Source organism: Simkaniaceae bacterium, from assembly GCA_021734805.1.
Lineage (GTDB): Bacteria > Chlamydiota > Chlamydiia > Chlamydiales > JACRBE01 > Amphritriteisimkania.
The window spans coordinates 35,210-54,114 of sequence record JAIPIG010000001.1; the positions used below are offsets into that span (position 1 = coordinate 35,210).

Genomic DNA, 18,905 nt, shown 5'->3' on the forward strand with positions numbered 1-18,905 from the left:
AATTTCATTATACATTGCCGATGACTGGACTCGAACCAGCACCTTAGTTGAATAAGAACAGAGTTTGAGTCTGTCGCGTCTACCAATTCCGCCACATCGGCATAGAGAAAATAAAAAAACCTTCTTAAAAAAGGGGGAAGTCGAGATAATACGAAGCATATCTTAACCGGTTGAGATATTTTTCTCAATGGTGAAAATCAATAATTTAGCGCTGATCGCTTTTTAGAAGGCCTTTTTCTCGAAAGCCATCGGTTCAATCAGCGCATTTAATGTTGACACTAAATTCGCCATAGAGATAGAACTGACTCTCATGTAGAGGAGAAAAACAAAGTCCTCACGACTTAAAAACAATAGAAAATGAGCTTAAGGAGCGACCTTATGAAAAAAAAGAATTCAAAGTTTATGCAGCCTATGCAGCTTAGCGAAGAATTAGCGGATGTTGTTGGAAAGGGCCCCATGCCACGTACTGAAGTGACAAAAAAAATCTGGGATTATATCAAAAAGCACGATCGTCAAGATCCAAAAAACAGAAGAAACATTATTCCTGATGAAAAACTAGCTAAAGTTTTCGGAAAATCACGCAAGTCGGTAAACATGTTTGAAATGACTAAATTACTTAACGAGCACATGTGGTCACAACCTTAATTTGATGCGGCTATCCGATCAAATCAGCCACGTTGGGGGCATTGCCTTTTAGAAGGCGAGTGACTTAACGTGGTTTTTTTTTGCCTTTTTTAATATACTGGGACGGGTAGCTATTGAAAGGAGGGGATGTATGACTTTATCATTGATTTTAGTGGCCGGGGGAGTGGGCGCGCGATTTGGCGGAAATTTGCCAAAACAATATTTGAATTTAGCGGATCAGCCCATTGCACTGCATAGTTTTAAAAAATTTTGTCAGTCAGATTTTATTGATGAAATCATTGTTGTTTGCGAGGCGGAATATGAGTCGCTTTTCTTTCATAAAGATCGAGTGATTCGTTTTGCAAAACCGGGAGAGAGTCGACAGGATTCTGTGGCGAGTGGGTGCGCGCTTGCTCAGAGCGAATATGTAGCAATCCATGATGCATCTCGCCCTTTAGTTGATATAAAAAGAGTTGAAGAGTGCTTTAAAGAAGCCATTGAGACAAAAGCATGTGCATTAGCTGTTTTGCTCACTTCAACCGTCAAACAATGGGATGATAATGGGATACGAACCCTAGATCGAGAAACATTATGGGAAGTGCAAACGCCTCAAATCATTCACAAGCAGCTTTATTTAAAAGCTTCAGAGTATACCAACCTCCATGGATTGAATTTTACCGATGATTTGTCGATGGTTGAAGCCTATGGACATCCAACGACATTGATTGAAGGGCATCGCGAAAATATAAAAATTACCTATCCCATTGATTTGCTCATTGCTGAAAATTTACTGACTCAGATGGCAGAATATGCCGAGATATAAGATCAAGATAGCTTTTGACGGGACCCGTTATGCGGGTTGGCAAGTACAATCGGGTAAAATCACAGTCCAAGGAACGCTCCAAGCCGTTTTTCAGACACTGTTGGGGTATCCGGTGCATATCACCGGGTGTGGTCGGACGGATGCGGGTGTGCATGCTAAAGCACATGTAGCGCATCTCGATTTAGAAGAGGGAATCGATGTAGATCAGTTGTTTTATAGAGCATCTAAAATTGTGCCGCCGGATATTCGAATTGTTTCCCGCGAAAAAGTTGCATCTGATTTTCATGCGCGTTATAGCGCTACGGCTAAGACCTATCGCTATTATTTTTCTATCGGGCCGAGTCAAGAGCCTTTTCGTCGCAATTTTTGCTATGAAGCCTATCCCAATACGGATCTTAGGCGCATGGAAGTGGCTGTAAAAGACATTATCGGAGAGCACGATTTCACCTCATTTGCGCATAAAGCACATGAAGGATCTGCTAAAAATGCCCCTGTCAAAATCATTTCAAAGGCGCATTTTGGAAAAGATGAGGAACTATTTTTTTTCGAGGTAACCGGGAATGGTTTTTTGCATAAAATGGTGCGCAACATCATGGGAACATTGTTTGAAATAGGCCGAGGCAAACGTCCCGTTGAAGATATGGCTTATCTTTTACAAATCAAAGATCGTCGAAAAGCCGGGCAAACGGCCCCGGCAAAAGGCCTATTTCTTGTCGAAGTTCAATACTGAATGTTTTTATTTTATTTTCGAATTCGATATAGTGTGCAATGTGCTAACCTCTAGAGGGAATTGCAAAACTCGGCAAAGCGAGTGCGGGGTTGGCTCCGAATGGAGTTCTGCAACTCCCTCTCTAATATTTAAGAGCTCATTTTGACATTGCCGCAACCTAATCTCAGCCATTTGTTATCGAAAATCACTTCGCTTAAGTCGCATGCAAAAAAGCTGGAAGTCTTAAATTTTGAAGTTGAGCACATCGAAAAATACTATCCCGATCAATTAGAAGAACAGTATCTTTTAAAATCGCTCATTGCAATTGGTCAAGAATCTGTAATGAAGCCCTATTTCACATCTAAAGATCGATTAAATCACCTATTAAATGTATTAAAAAATCTGGATCGATTCTATGGGGATTTCGGGGGCATTATTGGATATCAAGCAGAAGTCCTAAATCTGTTGAATGGGAAGAAAGATCAAGATGCCATGGAGTGCTTCCCTCCGGAATCGATTGATATTCGCCAAGAAACCGCCGATATTTGCGGCTATATGATTGACGGCATTCGGCAGATGGGACAGCTTTGTGAGATGTACGCAATTGGCGGAGCGGCCGATCGGCTGAATTTAGTCGATGAAAAGACGGGTGTTGATCTCCCCGCTGCTAAATTGAAGATTATGCGGCATACGTTACTGGAATACCTCGTTCGGGATCTTTTTGCTCGTGAATATCTCCATTATCGACTGTTCAATGAGCAATTACAAACGGCTATTGCCATGATGACATCGGTTGAAAAAGATAATGATTTTCATGTAAAAACGATCTGTTCCTCACAAGATTGGTTTGGAAGAGGGGAAGAAAACTTTATCTTTTTTTGCCAACCGCTCGTTCCTACCTTCAATCAACATGGGGTTTGGGTTGCTCAAGAGGATGGAGAGTTGCTGCTCAAGCCGGGGGGGCATGGAGTCATTTGGAAGCTCGCGCTACAGGAAAAGGTGATTGAAAGACTTAAAAAAAGAGGCTATCGCAAAGTCCTCATTCGACAAATTAACAATCCGATCGCCGGAATCGATTATGGGTTAGCTGCTTTTTTAGGGATTGGCCTGAGTCGCGATCAGATGTTTGGATTTGCCTCTTGTCCAAGGCGTAAAAATGCCCGTGAAGGGGTAAACGTTTTAAAAAAGCGCATGCATGAGGGGAAGGAGAAGTGGGCCTTATCGAATATTGAGTATTGCGATATACGAAGTGAATCAATTGAAAGCGATGATTATCCTGCGAATACAAATATTTTATTTGCTGATTTAAACGGGATCGAAGAAGCGGTCAAAAAAAATCCTTTTCCGGGAGTGCTGCTCAATTTTAAAGCAGGCGATCGACTCACAGATCAGTCCATTGCTCGCCTTGAACTCACAATGCAAAACATTGCCGATTTTTTTGAGGATGAAAGCCGAAAACATTCCAAATCATATTTAACACTCAATCATAGGCATAAGACGATTTCAGTGGCAAAAAAGGCATTTGTCGCAGATTCATCCTTTTTAGAAACTCCGGAAGGGTGTTTTATCGACATGCAAAAAGAGGCTCATATGTTGTTGAGCTCATGTAAAATGACATTGCCGTCAATTGAGGGATTTGAAGAAAATCTTTTTAAAGAGCTTCCTTTTTTGATTGCTTACCACCCGGCGCTTGGCCCTTTTTACTCCATCATTCGCCAGAAAATTAGAGGGGGGAGCATGGAGAGGGGATCTGAATTGCGGCTTGAGATTGCAGAGATTAAAATGGAGGATGTTTCGATCCGAGGGAGCTTAATCATCGAAACAGATGCCATATTAGGCCATAAAGAGCGGGGTAAGATTGTTTTTTCTAATCGCGCGGGAAGGGCCGTTTTGAAAAATGTCAAAATAGAAAATCGAGGGATTGATTTTTCACACAAACAAAATTGGGTGCGCGGCGAGGTAGTTCATAACCAGCAATGCATGATTTCAATTGGTGAGAATGCCGAGTTTATTGCGCAAGATGTTGAATTAAAAGGCGATTTAATCATTCGGGTTCCTAATAATACCCGTTGTAGAGCCGTTCAGATCAATAAAAAACTTGAGTTTCAATTCCAGCCCATTGATGAGGCAATCCCCCTTTATACATACCGAATTGGATCTAATCATGAGATTATTTTAGAGTCGGCTTAATGAATCTCGCCCAAAAAAACCAAGTATCATATAATCGTTGCTTTGCAACTTTTTCTAATTACATAGGGGTTATTATGTTAGAGCTCACACCGGAAGTGATTGAAGATATCGGGCAACGCATCGAGCAAATGCGGAGGTTTCTTTGACTTATCCAGCAAGGAAGAAGAATATCAATCACTAGAAGCCAAGATGACTCAGAATGATTTTTGGGATCATCAAGAAGAGGCAAATGCGACGATTAAAAGGCTTTCCGAGCTGAGAGAAATTGTTAAACCTTTTAAAGACGTATTGAATCGCTATGAAGGGATTCAAGCCCTATTCCCGGAAGCCAAAGAGATGAAAGATGAGCAGCTTTTAAAAGAGCTCGTTGAGGAACTCGAAAGAGTTCAGCGCATTCTCGAAGAACTTGAAATAAAAAAAATGCTCTCTCACGAACTCGATGGATGTAATTGCTACTTAAGTATTAATGCAGGAGCCGGTGGAACGGAGTCATGTGATTGGGCGATGATGCTTTCAAGAATGTATCAGCGTTGGGTAAATAAGAAGGGGTGGAAATGTGAAACAATTGATGTTGTCGAAGGTGAGGTCGCCGGGATTAAAAGCATTACATTCAAAATAACAGGTCCCTTTACTTATGGATATGCGAAAGCGGAAAAAGGGGTGCATCGCCTCGTTCGTATTTCCCCATTTGATAGCAATGCGCGTCGACATACCAGTTTTGCATCTGTCGATGTGTCGCCTGAAATTGACGATGCAATTGAGATTGAGATTCGACCTGATGATATTCGTATTGACACGTACCGGGCTTCGGGAGCCGGAGGCCAGCACGTCAATAAGACCGAATCGGCCGTTCGCATTACACACTTTCCATCGGGAATCGTCGTCTCTTGTCAAAATGAGAGGAGTCAACTCCAAAATAAAGAGACCTGTTTTAAAATGCTCAAATCTAAACTTTATGAAAAAGAGGTTTTAGAGCGAGAGGCATCGCTCAAGGAAATCGGTGGAGAAAAGAAAGAGATTGGATGGGGCTCTCAAATTCGTAGTTATGTGTTCCAGCCCTACACACTCGTTAAAGATAACCGCACTAAAGTTGAAACAGGGAATATTCAAGCGGTGATGGATGGGGAGATCGATCTCTTTGTAAAAGCTTATTTAAAGGAGTTTGGTTAATGGGCGATCGGTTAACGGATTCAAGTGATTACAATATTCGGTATACGCGTCTTCTAGATAAAAGTTCTCTTATCGGATGGATGTCACATCCGGAAGTGGTCAAATGGTTTCCTGTCGAGCAAGACAAGGAAAAAGATCTTTTTTTGCGCAATTGGATTGGGTTTTCAAAATTCGGATGTAGTTTAACTGCCACTTATCAACATAAACCCGTTGGAATCGCGACACTTTATCTCATGCCCTATAAGAAAGTCGCTCACCTCGCTATGTTTAATATTGTCGTGGATCCCTATCTACAAGGGAAAGGCATTGGGACCTCTCTTGTTCGCAACATTGCGCATCTTGCTAAAACACAATTTAAACTCTATTCGATTCATGCAGAAATAATGGAAGGGTGTTTGCTGATTCCCGTTTTGCAAAAACAGGGATTTAATGAGGTCTTTCGTCAAGAAGATTATTTTAAATTAAACGATGAATACTACTCTCGGATTGTGATGGAGGTTGTATTTTAAAATGAGTATTGAAGATAAAGTACAAATGCGCCTGAGTGAAAATGATGACCTACCCTTTCTGATCTCTTTTTTGATGCAACCCGGGGTGCTTCCTTATTTTCCTATGTGTGATCATAGAGAAGTTGAAGATGCCGCTCGCATAACGATTTCCTATCGGGATGTGGGATCCGTATATACGGCAGAATATGAAGGAAAAATTTGCGGATTTGTCATTTTATACGTGAGTCCTTTTTCCAAACTTAAGCACCAATCGCTTTTTATGATCATCGTTTCAGAAAAATTTCGCAACTTGGGCATTGGCTCTTATATGCTCGATTATCTTGAGAAGGTGGCTAAAGAAGATCATCAGATTGAAATGATTCATCTGGAAGTGTATGAGGACAATCCTGCAAGACGTCTTTATAGCCGTAAAGGGTATGTCGAATATGGAAGACATCCCAAATTTTTAAAAGAATCGGATGGATACCGCGATAAAATTTTAATGCAAAAAAAACTAGGGGAATATGGCCGGACATAGTAAGTGGGCGAATATTAAGCACCGCAAAATGCGATCTGATGCGAAAAAAGGAAAAATCTTTTCTCAGATGGCTAAAGAAATTATTAGTGCAGTGAAACAAGGTGGGCCCGATCCCAAGGGGAACACGCGTTTAAAACTTGCCATTCAAAAAGCGCGCGCTGCAAATGTCCCATCGGATAATATTGAGCGCAATATTAAGAAGGCAAGCAGTGCAGATCAAGCGGACTTTTTTGAGATGCAATACGAGTTATATGGCTATGGCGGTGTCGGGATCTTAGTTGATATCATGACGGATAATAAAAATCGAACGGCCTCAGATATGCGCATTGCAACGAATAAACGCGGTGGGAATATTGCCGCTCCGGGAGCCGTCGCATATAACTTTGATAAAAAGGGAATCATCCATGTTCCAAAAGATCAATCAACGGAAGAAGATCTCTTTTTGCTCGTAACTGAAGCGGGAGCTGAAGACTTTGAAGTGGTCGGTGATTTATATGTCATTACCACACCACCGGATCAACTCATGGCGGTTAAAGACATCCTTGATGAAAAAAACATTCAGGTCGAGGAGTGTTCTCTTCAGATGATTCCACAAAACTATGTCGAATGTGATGAAGAGGCCGGCGCAGCAAATCTTGCGCTTATTGAATGGCTCGAAGAGATCGAAGATGTGACTGAAGTCTATCACAATATGGCATTCGATTGATGATTTCATAGACTTGAGGCGCACTTTCAAGAAGGGTGAACTGTATTTGGATCAAGTAGTGGCCCAATATACAGCTCTCGACGTTAGCAAAAATAGAGAATAGATTTGGACTCATGTGGGAGTATCTACAACTCGCAGGTGATTCATAAGGTCGTGGAAAAATGGAGCTGACCAAATATCTAGTCTTTGCTTATTTGGGATAAAGAAGGCAACATCTGCTTTTGCTAATTCCCAATCGATTTCGTCGATTTTTTTGTGTATTTTTTCTAATAGTTCTTTTTCTCCGAACTTTTCATTCGGGTGCAAATGCTTAGTTTGTTGCATGCGTTCCCTGAGATGAGCTAAATTTACCGGGATATCGCTTTGTATGTACCAGATCACATCATACCAGTCTCGTCCTTTAATCCGCTTCTTCCAATTTCGGCAAAGAGAAGCATGCATTTTACCTGCAAAAAGATCGATGATTGTATAGGTAGAAATGTAGAAAGGGACCGGATTTTTGACTAATTTACTTTCCGGAGGCATATGAGAAAGTGGGGGGTCAGTATCGATTTCAAGTTTGATCTGGATTTTTTGATCGGGATGTACTCCCTTTATTTGGGGCATATCATCGGGATAACTTTTAAGCATTTGTTCGATGCTGGAATCGAAAGTCATAACATTCCTATAATGTCTGAGAGATAATGGACATGTTTTGCATGGTAAGATCTTACAATATCATGCAATAACTCCTTATCTAATTCATGTAATCGCTCTTGGTCGATTCGTTTTGACTCTAATAAGTCATCTTTAAGCTGATACTTATCCAAGTTTTTACATGTCTTAAAGACTATATCGGCTAGCGCCTTTTCGGGACTGGCAATTAAAAAACTTCCGAGATAGTCAGGGTTTTTTTTTTGTGTGATTCCTATGGAATAACTCTCTGAGGATATGGGATAGTATGAAAAATCTCCTACAGGAGTATGATACTCTTTTTTTCTTCCCAATGTCATGCTAGTAATGGTGTATGCTCTTTCGGGAATCATTCCGTAAAAGGATAATGCCCATTCCATGCTGACATATGAAGGGCCATAAAGCAGGTTTGCTATCTGTTCAAAAGGGATGATTTTTACTGATCCGTGGGTGATTTTTTCACTGATAAGATAGAAGCCATTTTTGAGTCTGATTAATTCTTCATTTTTTAACATTCGCAATATCGCCTCTCGAGGTCTCTTATAGTCGGATAAAAGCTTAAGAAGCGCCTGTGCATCGATATAGGGAGTTTCAATGAGTTTTAAAATATTTCTCATAACATCCTAGATTATTGTCTTTTTTTAATTTACCGGTATTCCTATTTTAAATGGGTATTTTAGTAAAAAAATAGAAAAAATTAACCAAAATTCCTATTTTTTATAGGAATTTTGGTTAGTGTCTTAACATAAAAACCTTAACTCTTTAATAATGTGATAGTTGAATGGAGCTAAGCTGCAATCTCCTTGGGTCCAAGCTGTCCAACCATATGATATAGCCAATATTTCTTGATCCATCAAAAAATCTCCTCGATCCGAAGGAAGAGGTTTTTCAGTGCAAGATCATAAAAAGGTGCCGTCTTTGCGGATGGCATCTTGTGTTGTGAGGGTATAATTCACGAGGGTGTTTGAGGTGTCGGATGGCGTTAATTCTACCGGTGCTTCACCGGTTTGTTTCCCTTCAACTAAAACGGCAAATCGACGTGGATTGTTTTTAGAAACCATATCAATGGCATTTTTTTTGAACGTGGGATAGTCGAGATTTTGAAGTGCTCTAATCTGACGATGAATGCGCTCGAAATCGCGCTCATATTCAAAAGCAAGGCTATAATCTTTCATTGCTAATTCATCGAGGTTTGCAGCCGGTTGAGAGAGCTCTGCAATGAGGGTTTGACGAATCACTTCGAATTTATCCGGCGATAAGGTGGTATCGATATGATTTGTCCACTCATTGAGAAAAATCTCATAACGATTGATGAGATCTTCCGGTTTATAGTTTGCCGATTGCACATAGAAAAGATGCATGAGTTCCTTATTCCTCTCAATGCCCTGAGCTCCAACTTGATATCCCGTTTGTTGTTTAGTGCGCAATTCATCAAAAAATGAAGAGCCGATTCCTTGGGATAAAATAGAATGAGTTGCCAGCTTTTCGGGATCACTTTCTCCCAATTGGATGAGTAGAATAGTAGAAGAGCCGAGTTGAGTGGAGCGGCCCTTAATCTGCAGAGGAGATTGATCTTGAGGAAAACGGATGAGTTTGCGCTTTGCCAAATCGACTTGAGTAAAAGGCGCTCCACCTAAAGTTTGATTCATCTGAGAATAAAGGCTTGTCGCCTCTTTAGGATATAAGTTGCCGGCCATATAGGCTTTGAGGTAAGTACGGTCAAATAAATGGCTTGTAAAGTCTATAAAGTCCTCATATTGAAGGGAAAGCAGCATTTTTTCTTTGTCTGAAGAAAGGTATTCATTGTTATAGAGCGTTGTATTTAAGAGTTCTATGCCTTTTCGAATGGGTTGTGCTTTTTCAGCATTTTGATACTGGATCACTAGGAGTTGTTTATATAGATCAAACTCATGACGGGTGATATGGGGTGATTTCATGATCCGGGTGCATTCAAGCATGACCTTAGAGGCATTTTGACTATAGCCACTAAGACTTATCATCAGATCTTCTTTATCAGCACTTGAGCCTATACCGACTGTGATTCCGGCAGCACTACTCATCGATTGAATGGGGGTGAGTTTTTGGGACAAGATCATAGTATAAAGAGATGTACATACATTGGATGTCAGAGAAGGGTTTACAGAGGGCGTTGAGATGGAGACAATTAAAGAACTTTCCGGTGTCAAAAACCCGGGATCTGCTCTATAAAATAGGGCTCCACCTTCTTGATCAATGAATATTTGAGGCGTATCTTGTTGCTGAGTATCTGAGCGCTCAATCAGGGCTAAATGCGTTGGCATGAAAGGGTTAGAGTCTTGGATTCTAATATCGGTTGCAAGCGGGACATGAGAGAGCTTTTGGAGTTCATTTTGTGAAATGGAGTCAGTTGTATATTCGATACCATAGTATTCTTCGACTTGATCATATTGAACGACTTCATCTTGAGGAGCACAGACAATAGTTAGGCATTGATCAGGCGTAAGTGCGGATAAGATTTCCCGGATAAGATGCGGATTATAAGAGGGGATAATGCGTGTTTCTTCCGGGAAGGTTGCAAAGTTTTCATACTGTAAATTGGCTGCCATCTCCATGACCATCATGAAGGGATCGTTGGGGCGATTTTCAAATTCATAATTGAGGGTTTGCATGGTTTGCATTTCTTGAAAGAGGTATGAGGGAAGTGGCTTAGTTTTCAAAGCTGCTATGGTTTGATAGATTTTTTCAATGACGGCTTCTTTATCATCGAGTCCTTTTTCAGTGAGGCCGATTGAGATTGTGAAGAGGATATTGTTATCACTGAGTCGAAAGGCTCCGGCATCAATTGAATCGATTAGATGTTGTTTTAGGAGGGATTGATACAGGCTTCCCTCCATTTTGCTTTCAAGAAGAGAGGCAATAAAGTTAGCTGACATGAGATTGAGTTGCGTTCCCTTTTTAAAGGGGATTTCCCAAGTGAGATCGAGCTGTTTGATGTTTTGAATGGGTTTGACGGAAACAACATGGCCTTTTTGCTGATTAGAGAAAATGAGTTGATATTGTTTAGAGGGGCCTTTGCGATGGGGAATATTGATAAAAGTTTGACTACACGTTTCTGTCATCGCATCGAGCGTTTCGTTAGAGTAGAGGCAGAGTGTCATATATTCGGGGGCATAATTTTCCTCAAACCATGCATGTAAAGTTTCCGGAGGAATTTTGCTGAGTGTTTGAGAATTTCCGGTACTAAATCGGGAAAAGGGGTGCTCTTTTGCGGATGTGGTGCTTAAAATGCGCCACTTTCTACGCGAATCGCTGTTATTATAAATCGTATTTTCATTATCCACAGCTTTATACTCGCGTTCCACACAAGACTGAGATAGGAGAGGGGAGACAAAAAATTGTGAGAGCCGGTCTAAAAATTCCGGGAAGGCATCGTTGTTAATGGAGGCGCCATAGACTGTATAATCAGTTGAAGTCCAAGCATTATTTGTCCCGCCATGATCGGCAATAAAGTGGTGATATTCCTCTTCATTTGGATATTTGCTATTCCCCATAAAGAGCATGTGTTCTAGAAAGTGGGCTGTTCCCGGATAAGCATCGGGATCTTGCCATTGTCCTACTTTAACGGACAGAGCTGCTGATGATTTAATGGCATTCGGATCGGAAATCATATAGACTTTGATCCCATTATTGAGCAAAATTTTACGCGTTGTAATATTTTGCATGGACGGGGATTTTCTCTGCAATTGGCATTGATCTTCAATGATCGTATAATTCAGAGCGGAAATTTGAGATAAAACTAAAAAAGATAATGCAAAAACAAATTGTTTCATAACCCCCCCATAGCAAAGTAAATAGAATCACTTTCGGTATACTATAAGAGGCTTAAGTGTTTCAACTTTTATTTCGTTATCAGGCATCTTTTTGTGCAATCAAACACTAAGTGTCTAATTGCAAAAATCCGCCGGCTTATTTTGATCATCTTTTCCCGCCTGATGGTCTGTAAAAGTTCAGAGTGACTCACTCAAGTCTACCCTGAACTTTTACAGACCATCAGACAGAAAAACCTGATCAAAATAAGCTCGGGGACTTTTGCAATTAAACACTAGTAATTGACATTAAAATTGTCATAGGCCGTTTTAACGAGGTTAAAAATATAATCCGTTTTCACTTTGCGTTGACTATGTTTATCTAAATGATCAAGGCCCGGGATATGTTCCATATCAATGGCTGTTCCGAAGTGAATGTGGGTGGCGCCACCTCGAGTGACCCGTTTTTCACCGAGTTCGATTTGGGTTGTTTCAGGAGGGGGGAGAACTGAATAGGTTGCCAAACTTAAAGGGAAGAAATGGGTCTTTGTTTTTGATCTTTTAGCCATGAGATAAAACATCTCAATACTTTGAGGATCAAAAGGGGCGAGTTCTACAATCCCTTGTGCATTGGGGCGATCTCTTCCTCCTGAAGGAGCAACATAAATGCATTTTCCTCCTTCAGTGAGAAGCTCGCTCATGAGTTGCATAGTTTTTTTGTTGTGTAATTGCTTTTTATCGCGATGTTCCGGAGGTGTATCGATATATTTTTTTGAGTAGATGCAGAGCAAATTACGGCCGATGCTAAAGGGAGCGGCAAGTGGATCAACGAGGACGCGCTCTCCTGCGACAAAAATCATCTTTTCAGCTAAGGCCGGGAAGTTTTCTTCTAGCATAATGCTAATGACTTGAGGATCAGCCTCAATTTGATGATTCGCAAATAATATGGCATTTTCTTTATGCTTTATTGCTTGATCAATGGCCCGGATCGATGCGCTTCCCGTTAAAGTCGATTCACTTAATTTAATCAGGGGTGAAATGAAATCAATCCCAAGCTGATAGTAATCAATAGGATGCCTTATCATTTGATGGTAGGGAGGGAAAACATAAGGGGAAAGAATTTGCTTTTCAATGGCAGATAGGATTCTTGTCATTGATTCAATCAATTCATCGATGTTTTTTCCATTTGAAAGAGCCACTTCTTCATAACTTTCAAGAAAAGAATCGAGAACATGAAGTAATTTTCCTGATATCGTCTGTCTTTTTTGATAGGGAATTAAAAGATCTTTTAAATGGCGCGCCATTAGGTTTCAATTAACTCCTTCTCTTCTGTGGAATAAAATTGATAATCATTTAAATGAAGGGTATCGCTTATACCGAATTCAATGTGGCACTGCCACTTTTTAGCAAGTCTTATAAAATGCTCTTTATCATTGGTTGTTAAATAATGGTCAAGCATTGGATGATATGTCAATTTTAAAGACGGGTATTTTTGTTGGGATAAAAGTTTAGTTAAAGCTCTTTCCATTTCAATTGAAACGCTCTCATGGTTTTTAATCATGCCATTGCCATTGCAATAGGGGCAATTCGTGAATAGGGTTTGCGCAAGCGATTCGCGGTTGCGTTGGCGCGTCATTTCTACAAGACCAAATTCGCTCATTCCCAATACGGTGCATCTAGCAGAGTCTTCTTTAAGGGCCTCTTTAAATTTGTCGAGAACGCGTCGCTGGTTTTTGCGGGTTTGCATATCAATAAAGTCACAGATGACAAGTCCACCGACATTGCGGATTTTAAGTTGTCTTGCAATTTCTTCCGCTGCTTCCATATTGATTTTGACAAGCGTTTCATCAACATTATGGGTTCCATCGGATTTGTGTGTGCTTCGACCCGAGTTGACATCTATCGTATGCATCGCTTCCGTGCGATCAAAGAAGAGATAACCTCCACTTGGAAGCCATATTTTTCTCTTGAGTGCTTTTTCAATTTCCCTTTCCACATTGAATCGCTCAAACATAGGGGTTGAGTCGCGGTATAGCTCGATTTTGACCTTATGATCACCTGCATATTTGTCGTGAAGCTTTACTAAAATTTGATGGACTTTGGCGTTGTCAACGAGAAGCTTGTCAAAATGTTTGTCAATCGCTGTCATTAGGGCTTTTTTGATCAGATCTGATTCTTGATAAAGACATGTGGCTCGATCTGTGCGATGAAAATCTTCAACGATTGTATTCCATTGCTTTGTCAATTCCGTTGCTTCCTCAATCAGTTGTTCCGTTGTCGCGCCGGCACTAGCCGTACGACAAATGAGACCAAAATCTTTTGGCATTTCAAAAGCGCGGATCAATTTTTTTAAACGATCTCTTGCCCGTGGATCTTGGATTTTACGCGACACCCCTTTATGTGGGTTATTCGGAAGCATCACAAGATAGCGACCCGCAAGGGAGATGTTGGATGTGAGGCGGGCCCCTTTTGAGCCAATAGGTTCTTTCACAACCTGAACTAAAACAGACTGATCTTTTTTGAGTAATTTGGAGATATCCTCTTCCTGCTGCTTCTTAGGACTATAATTGCTAATATCAGCATCGAGATCAAAATCCATATCGAACATTTCCTGGAATTTTTGTGTATTTTCCAAAATGTCCGAAATATGGATAAATCCATTTTCGCCTTCGCTAATATCAATAAAAGCTGATTGAATATTGCGAAGGATATTCATCACTTTGCCTTTATAAATATTACCGGTTAATTGCCGGCTCTTTTTGCGTTCAACAATTAAATCCTGAAGCTGACCTGCTTTTAAAATGGCAAGCCGCATTTCTTTTGATTCAATATTCAAAAGTATAACTTTATTTGAGCTCAAACTAAATCCTCATATCAAACTAGATAAAATCTCAGTATATACCGAAATAAATTGAAGAATTGGTTTTTATCTTCACTGGCATCTTCGACTTTTTATTCATAATTTTTCGAGCTATCTTCAATAGGATCAAAAAATTATGCCGGCTAAAGCCTAATAAAAATTCAAAGCGCCATCTTTGCTAAAACCCCAACTCTTCAACTCATTTCGGTATATACCGAAATGAGTTGGGTCAATATTATCTAGATGCCTTAAAAAATTGATTTATACATAAACAAACTCAAAAGTTAAAACGATGCCAATGAGGCACTTTAAATTCGAGTTAGGCGCACTCAACGCCGAGTGATTAAACTAAAAAAAAGTCTATCCATGTCAAGCGAAACTAGCTTTTGAGTTCGTTTGTGTATATATACAGCTCGTGATTCAAGAGTTGTTTTTTTTTGTCGCCGGCATCCCCACTTGAGTAGAAGAGCCTCTGGCTTAATCGACCATTGCTTTCGCTGGCTTCTAAACATTCCAATTTTTGAATCACGAGAGGTGTGGTGCTCCTAAAAAAAAGAACCATATCTCCCATAAAATTGGAAAGCAATAAAAAATGATTATAGCTTGATTTTTGAAAATAATCAAGTAGATACCTACTCAGTGGGATTGCAGCTAGGGCTTTTATTCAAAATGAAAATTAATGTTTTCTATGAGCTTTTCTTTAATCAGGTTCATCGCTTCTTGAATTGCATTGAATATCGATTGGGTGTCGGAATAACTATGGCATTTGATGACAATTCCATCACAACCGATAAGAAGAGCGCCCGGGTAGGCTTCATGGCAAAAGTGCTCTTCAAGCTCCTCGACAAGGTGCGAGATTTGAGGATTGGGTTTCGATTCGAGTAAGCTCTTGATTTCATGAATTAAAAAGGCAGACGTGGCTTCAGCCGTTTTTAAAAAAATATTTCCGGTGAAGCCTTCGGTAATTAATACGTCAACTTTGCCTTCAAAGACATCATGGCTTTCCATATTTCCCAAAAAATTGGAGAGTTTATTGGGATTGTCCTGCGATTTAATTGCAATGTGATGATGCGCTTGTCTGATTTCTAGCGTTCCCTTGACTTCTTCCGTTCCGATATTGAGAATCCCAACTCTAGGGTTGGCGATACCTCGCGTTTTTTGGAAGGCAACGCCCATTTCGGCAAATTCTACAAATTGATGGGGTTTGCATGTCACATTAGCGCCCACATCAATCACAGCAACGGGATTTTTTTTTGTTGGCATCATTGCAATAAGGGCGGGGCGTGTTGTCCCCTTGAGGAGATTAAGAGTCAAAGTGCTTAGAGTGAGAAGAGCTCCCGTATTCCCGATGCTGATGAATGCATCGATCTCTTTGTGTTTGAGGGCATTGACCCCCAGGTGCATGGATGAATTCTTTTTTGTTTTAACGGCGGTAATGGGGTGTTCATCCAGCTGAATGATCTCAGATGCAGAGACAAAAGAAACGCGAATAAAATCCGCAAAAGGGGATTCTATGAGTCGTTTAGAATACGAATCAGACAGATCTGCTGTCACAAAAAAGACGAGATGAATGGGCATTTTGATTTGAGAAATACAGTCAAAAAGCCCATTTAATAGGTCTTGTGGGGATCGTTCTCCTCCCAAGATATCAACGCCAATCGTGGGACAGTTTTCAGTCATAGATTATGCGTTATCGCCACTCTGCCCAGCAATAAGTGAGCGGTTATTGTAGTGGCCACAATGCATACATGCGCGGTGAGGGAGGTGGATTTTCCCACAGTTTGTACATTCGCATGTTGCTCTTTGTTTTTTTGCATGGTGCGCGCGTCTGCTGTTTCTTCGCGCTGTAGAGACTCTGTTTCTTGGGACTGCCATTTGGTCAACTCCGTATAGTTATAAAAAGGGTTAAATTCCTTCTAAATCGGCAAAAGGGTGATAGGAATTTCCCTCGCGATCATCGCTTTTTTTTAAATATTTTTTTGCTTCGGCTCTTCCTTCGCATTCTTCTTGAGGACATTCATAATAAGTAGGAAGCTCAAGTAAGATTAACTCTCGGATTACGAGAGACAAATCAAAAAGACCATTTTTTATTTCATCAAGGGGATGGGTATAATAATGTCCTTTAATTTGAATAGGGAAGCGTTTTAATTCGTTACACATTTTACATGGCATTTGCGCTGTAGTTTCAATATCAATATGAATAATGAGATGTTCCTCAGTCAAATAGACTTTTCCTGAAAAAGTGACCTCATCCGGGAAAAAGAGCTCATTTTCATCGATTTTCATAAAATCAGGAGGGACGGTACATGATATGGTTTCATCATGTCCGGCTTTCAAACGATCAATGTAAATAATGAAAAGATCTTCCACGCAATTTATGCCAATAAATTCAATGGCTAGATTGTAATCAAGAGCGTGAAAAAAATCCACAATTCAAATTTTTTTTATAGCAATTTGATGATTTCTTGAGCCGATTCAATGGAAGCGTCTCTATTTGTGAGGGCTTCTTTGAGTTTTAGGAATTTTTCTCGCTCAGATTCCGGTGTGCAGTGATCAATAAGATGCTTGAGCGCCCTCAGAAGAGAAAGAGGAGTCAGCATACTTCCAATCAGTTCCGGATAGATTTCAGCCTCTAAGATGATATTGACAATGCAGTAATAAGGGAGGTTAATATTAAAAATTTTAGTCGCCACAAATTGGTCGAATTTGCTGAGGGCATAGGTGACAACAGTCGGCACCCCGTGCAGTGCAAGCTCAAGAGTGACGGTTCCCGATGTGGCAACGGCATAAGAGCACTTTTGCATCAGAGAATAGGTTTCTTCAGAAGGAACAAGAGGGAAGTTATGAATATTGAATTTTCGAATTAAAGGTTCGATTGAGCGATCGGCGACGGAAATGACGACGTGTAGTGATGGAGATAGTTTTTTTAGGGCATGACAAGCTTTGATTTGAAGGGGGAGATTTCTCTCGATTTCTTTTTTTCTACTACCGGGGAAAATCGCAACTAAATCGGGGTCTTTCTTTGAATACATGGCCTTTGTCGAAATCATTTTTGAAAGAGGGTGGCCAACAAAATGGGCTTTTAAGGGCGACGATTCAAAATACTTTGTTTCAAAAGGTAAAATCGTCAACAGAAGATCTAGATGGGCATTCATTGTATGAATGCGATTTTTTTTCCATGCCCAAATTGTCGGACAAACATACTGGACAATTTGTCCTGTAAATCCGGCATATCTTAAATGTTTGGCGAGTCTGAGGTGGAATCCCGGATAATCAATCAAAACGAGAACTTTGGGATTCAAATGCAAAATTGTTTTTTTGACGCTCTTAAATAGTCGAACTAGTTTGGGAAGAGCAAAGAGCACATCGGAAAATCCCATGACATTGAAATCTTCTGCGCGATAGTGCGTCTCAAGTCCTAGTTTGCGCATTCTAGGGCCCGCAATGCCATGGATATTTAATGCATAAGGGTAGAGATATTTTAAAATTTCAGCGCCATGCAGGTCACCACTTGGTTCTGCGGCTGATATAAAAAGATCACAACGGTGCATTTTTGGCAAAATCGGCGGTGGTTGTTTCAATGTGATACCTCAATCAGTTGACTTTTAAGCCATTGAGCTCCCTGTGTAAATGTCTCTTTTGTTGTTCCATGTCCTTTATAACCGATAGAAGGGCCAATGATCAGTTCAATGGGGGAAGAGCGCAATCCCTTCTCATAAGCTCGATCGGCTAAGTGTAAGATAAAATCCATACAGGTCTTAGTTGATGTTTTGGTGTCGCAATTGCCCATATAAAAGCGAAAGGTTTTTGAATAGAGCGTATCCAAATAGTTAAAAAGACTCAAGCGATCGATCAGCTTTTGTTCTTCATTTGAGAAATCTGCAATCGTATCAAAACGAAGTAGTGGGGAAAATCCTAAAATGGCTTTCGTTTGGATATGTAGAGCGAGGTGACAGGCGAGCAATACGCCCCTTGATAGACCCATCAAACCTATTTTGTCGGGATCGATCACTTGACGATTGACTAACTCATCGATGAGTTGGCGCATTTGATCGCAAAAGGGAGAGATAAAATCAGTTCCGCGCTTTAAGGCTTCGGCCCAGCGGCGGATAGGTTCTTCATCCGGAGAGATATAACTCTCATGAAAGGGGAGATCAACGCTGAAGATGCGCAAGGATTGATCTGCGCAGGCGCGCGCCGGTTGATGTATGGGATCCAATGATAGAGAATCTTGTGCGGAAATGCAGAAATAAAACACGGCCGGGAGGGGGCCTTCATCGATATGGGGGCCGAGATAATGGGTGTTGAGCGTATTTTCAAGGGTGAGTTTTTTTAGCATA

18 protein-coding genes and 1 tRNA gene are annotated in these 18,905 nt (G+C 40.6%); 8 read left to right on the plus strand and 11 right to left on the minus strand.

What is annotated here, in order from left to right; translation table 11 throughout:
- Positions 1-15: 15 nt before the first annotated feature.
- Positions 16-101 (minus strand) — tRNA-Leu (locus K9M07_00200).
- 301 nt (positions 102-402) lie between these two features.
- Here K9M07_00200 and K9M07_00205 point away from each other — a divergent pair.
- From K9M07_00205 to K9M07_00240, 8 genes are all read left to right on the plus strand, one after another.
- Positions 403-645, plus strand: a complete 243-nt coding sequence (locus K9M07_00205; GenBank protein ID MCF7851644.1) for an SWIB/MDM2 domain-containing protein — start codon at positions 403-405, stop codon at positions 643-645.
- A 130-nt stretch (positions 646-775) separates the two neighbouring features.
- Positions 776-1,447: a 2-C-methyl-D-erythritol 4-phosphate cytidylyltransferase gene (gene ispD / locus K9M07_00210; protein MCF7851645.1), complete on the plus strand. Its 672-nt coding sequence runs from the start codon at positions 776-778 to the stop codon at positions 1,445-1,447.
- On the plus strand, positions 1,434-2,177 hold the full coding sequence (gene truA / locus K9M07_00215) for a tRNA pseudouridine(38-40) synthase TruA (GenBank protein MCF7851646.1): 744 nt from the start codon (positions 1,434-1,436) through the stop codon (positions 2,175-2,177). The genes ispD and truA overlap by 14 nt, the downstream gene beginning before the upstream one ends.
- A gap of 141 nt (positions 2,178-2,318) precedes the next feature.
- The gene (locus K9M07_00220; GenBank protein MCF7851647.1) at positions 2,319-4,346 is read left to right on the plus strand and encodes a UTP--glucose-1-phosphate uridylyltransferase; all 2,028 of its coding nucleotides are present in this window, start codon (positions 2,319-2,321) and stop codon (positions 4,344-4,346) included.
- A 74-nt stretch (positions 4,347-4,420) separates the two neighbouring features.
- Positions 4,421-5,516 (plus strand): peptide chain release factor 2 gene (prfB, locus tag K9M07_00225; GenBank protein MCF7851648.1). Its coding sequence is split into 2 segments (ribosomal slippage): positions 4,421-4,489 and positions 4,491-5,516, totalling 1,095 coding nucleotides; the frame shifts between segments, so codons are not numbered across the junction.
- Complete coding sequence (locus tag K9M07_00230; protein MCF7851649.1) at positions 5,516-6,025, plus strand: GNAT family N-acetyltransferase; 510 nt, start codon at positions 5,516-5,518, stop codon at positions 6,023-6,025. Before prfB ends, K9M07_00230 begins: the two co-directional genes overlap by 1 nt.
- A gap of 1 nt (position 6,026) precedes the next feature.
- Positions 6,027-6,542 (plus strand): GNAT family N-acetyltransferase, encoded by a 516-nt coding sequence (locus K9M07_00235; protein ID MCF7851650.1) that lies wholly within the window; start codon positions 6,027-6,029, stop codon positions 6,540-6,542.
- Entirely contained in the window at positions 6,529-7,248 is a 720-nt protein-coding gene (locus tag K9M07_00240) for a YebC/PmpR family DNA-binding transcriptional regulator (GenBank protein ID MCF7851651.1), read from the plus strand. Before K9M07_00235 ends, K9M07_00240 begins: the two co-directional genes overlap by 14 nt.
- 111 nt (positions 7,249-7,359) lie before the next feature.
- Here K9M07_00240 and K9M07_00245 read toward each other — a convergent pair whose 3' ends face one another.
- From K9M07_00245 to K9M07_00290, 10 genes are all read right to left on the minus strand, one after another.
- A complete protein-coding gene (locus K9M07_00245) occupies positions 7,360-7,905 on the minus strand; it encodes a nucleotidyl transferase AbiEii/AbiGii toxin family protein (protein MCF7851652.1) in 546 nt (181 codons plus the stop codon).
- Complete coding sequence (locus K9M07_00250; GenBank protein MCF7851653.1) at positions 7,902-8,537, minus strand: hypothetical protein; 636 nt, start codon at positions 8,535-8,537, stop codon at positions 7,902-7,904. The genes K9M07_00245 and K9M07_00250 overlap by 4 nt, the downstream gene beginning before the upstream one ends.
- Positions 8,538-8,819: 282 nt before the next feature.
- Positions 8,820-11,729, minus strand: a complete 2,910-nt coding sequence (locus K9M07_00255; protein ID MCF7851654.1) for an insulinase family protein — start codon at positions 11,727-11,729, stop codon at positions 8,820-8,822.
- A 272-nt stretch (positions 11,730-12,001) separates the two neighbouring features.
- Entirely contained in the window at positions 12,002-13,009 is a 1,008-nt protein-coding gene (locus K9M07_00260; GenBank protein MCF7851655.1) for a 1-acyl-sn-glycerol-3-phosphate acyltransferase, read from the minus strand.
- Complete coding sequence (locus tag K9M07_00265) at positions 13,009-14,520, minus strand: Rne/Rng family ribonuclease (protein MCF7851656.1); 1,512 nt, start codon at positions 14,518-14,520, stop codon at positions 13,009-13,011. Before K9M07_00265 ends, K9M07_00260 begins: the two co-directional genes overlap by 1 nt.
- 705 nt (positions 14,521-15,225) lie before the next feature.
- Positions 15,226-16,245, minus strand: coding sequence for a phosphate acyltransferase PlsX (gene plsX, locus K9M07_00270; GenBank protein MCF7851657.1), 1,020 nt, complete (start codon positions 16,243-16,245; stop codon positions 15,226-15,228).
- A gap of 3 nt (positions 16,246-16,248) precedes the next feature.
- Positions 16,249-16,440: a 50S ribosomal protein L32 gene (rpmF, locus tag K9M07_00275; protein MCF7851658.1), complete on the minus strand. Its 192-nt coding sequence runs from the start codon at positions 16,438-16,440 to the stop codon at positions 16,249-16,251.
- Between the two features lie 30 nt (positions 16,441-16,470).
- Positions 16,471-16,995 carry a hypothetical protein gene (locus K9M07_00280; protein ID MCF7851659.1) on the minus strand — a complete coding sequence of 175 codons (525 nt, stop codon included), beginning with the start codon at positions 16,993-16,995 and terminating at the stop codon, positions 16,471-16,473.
- 14 nt (positions 16,996-17,009) lie between these two features.
- Positions 17,010-18,146: a lipid-A-disaccharide synthase gene (gene lpxB / locus K9M07_00285; GenBank protein MCF7851660.1), complete on the minus strand. Its 1,137-nt coding sequence runs from the start codon at positions 18,144-18,146 to the stop codon at positions 17,010-17,012.
- Positions 18,143-18,904: a hypothetical protein gene (locus K9M07_00290; GenBank protein ID MCF7851661.1), complete on the minus strand. Its 762-nt coding sequence runs from the start codon at positions 18,902-18,904 to the stop codon at positions 18,143-18,145. The genes lpxB and K9M07_00290 overlap by 4 nt, the downstream gene beginning before the upstream one ends.
- Position 18,905: the final 1 nt, after the last annotated feature.